Genomic DNA, 1,911 nt, shown 5'->3' on the forward strand with positions numbered 1-1,911 from the left:
GGGGATGTCAACGCTGCTTTCAAATGTCGCAGCGCCAGCGAAGTTGAAATGTCGCATTTCTGGCCTCTTCTGATGGGATCCGACGAATGCCGTGACTGCCTTGCCTCTGCACTACAGGTCCTTGTCAGCCGAAGGCCGGAGCGATCGGTTAGTTTTGCCGCGTTGAACGAGCTGTTGCTTTCGGAGCACGTTGACGCGCCTCTGAGTTCGCAGCGTTCGGCGAAGGGTTCATTGATTTGCAAGCCTTGCGCAATGCCTGCTCAAACTCTTCGACGTTGAACTGCCGGGAATGCGCGGCTCCCGGTGCTGCCTTCCTGGGTCGCGGAAGCTGGCCTTGATTCGTTCGAGATGGCGCGCAGCGGCGGTCGTCTCGCCGCTCCTGAACAGCTTGTGCCGCACGCAAGGCGTGGCTCAAACGCTTGTTCTCCACGACGGCCGCAATGTCGATCTGTGGCAGCTTGTCGTAGCGCACATAGGGCAGGGCGCCTTTACCTGAACGAACCTCGATGCGGCCGTCGGGATATTCATAGACGTCGATGTATCGTTGGATCAGCCGCCGGTTGCCCGCCGTGTCCGCCAACATATAGATTTCTCGCGCATAGTTCAACGTCAGTGACACGGACACCTTGCGCTGTTCGCGCCAGGTGAAGATCAGGTCCAGGTCTTCGTCGGCGCGCAGCGGCCGATGAGCGTCGAAGTCGCGCCGCGGCGGCTTTGCAAACCGGCCGTTGAAGTCGGCGATGAAGTGCGGTGCGAACGCGTTGGCCGTCTTCAGCGTGCTGATGCCGCGCAGTCTCAGTTCCTTCACCAGCCGATCCTGTAGCGTCAGGTTGGCGCGTTCGACCCGCCCCTTGGCCTGACTGGTGTTGGCGCACATGATGTCGATGTTCAACTCGTACAAGGTCCGTCCGAACTGGGTGACCCCACGCTCGCCGAACTCCGGCTTAGTCACTGGTCGAAAAATGCTTGCCTTGTCGCTGTAGAACGCGATGGGTTTGCCGTGGGCCTCCAGATAGCCACGGGTCGCCTCGAAGTAGGCAAAGCTCGATTCGGTGGGCACAAATCGCAGCTGCATCAACCGGCTGGTGGCGTCGTCGATGAACACCAGCAGCGTGCAGGCCGGCGCTCGCTCCTCGAACCAAGCGTGGTCGCTGCCATCAATCTGGATCAACTCGCCGAGGCACGCGCGACGGTTGCGCGGCTGGTGCACCTTGGCGGCCCGCTGCTTGCGCGGCGTCCACAGGCCAGCAGCGGTCATGAGCAGGCGAACCGTGTCTTTGCCCACGGCCAGCCCATGACACTCGAGAAGCTTCTCGCTCGCCAAGGTGGGGCCGAAGTCCGCGTAGCGCTCCCGGATCAACGTGATCGCGCGCTCCGCAGTTCCGGGCGCCAACTGGTGGTTGCTGGGGCGACCGCGCTTGCGCGACACCAAGCCGGAAGCACCTTCAGCTGCGTACCGTTGGACAATCCGCTCAACCTGTCGTCGGCTGATTCCCAGCCGCTGCGCGGCCTGGCCAACTCGCAGCATCCGGTCCACCACGGCTTGGATCGTCTTGAGCCGATCTGCTTCGCGCATCGTCATCGTGATCGTCGCCGTTGATGTCGCCATGGCCGGACCCCAAGCCCAGAACCTGGGTTGGGCGACTTTGCGACATCTGAAATCGGCCGAGGTTGTGTGAAAACACTTCGTTGATCTCCTCACTCCAAATAAAATCTGCCAACCCGTCAGAGCGAGGTGGCGCATGAAGCGATTCATCGAAGGCGAAGACCGACAGCAGGTCGCGTTGTTGCCGGAATGTCTTGATGACTATATCGGCGAAGACAACCCGGTGCGAGTCGTCGACGCTTTTGTCGAAGAGCTTGACCTTCAAGCCCTGGGCTTCAAGGGTGTTGATCCGGCGTCTACCGGTC

1 protein-coding gene and 1 pseudogene are annotated in these 1,911 nt (G+C 61.1%); one reads left to right on the forward strand and one right to left on the reverse strand.

Annotated elements, in window-relative coordinates:
- Positions 1-148: 148 nt before the first annotated feature.
- Positions 149-1,582: an ISNCY family transposase gene (locus tag AC1D2O_RS37630; RefSeq protein WP_478158921.1), complete on the reverse strand. Its 1,434-nt coding sequence runs from the start codon at positions 1,580-1,582 to the stop codon at positions 149-151.
- A 160-nt stretch (positions 1,583-1,742) separates the two neighbouring features.
- Between AC1D2O_RS37630 and AC1D2O_RS37635 the strand changes: the two are divergent.
- A pseudogene (locus AC1D2O_RS37635) lies at positions 1,743-1,911 on the forward strand (IS5/IS1182 family transposase); the annotation flags it as partial.

Source organism: Variovorax sp. P1_G12 (assembly GCF_056405555.1).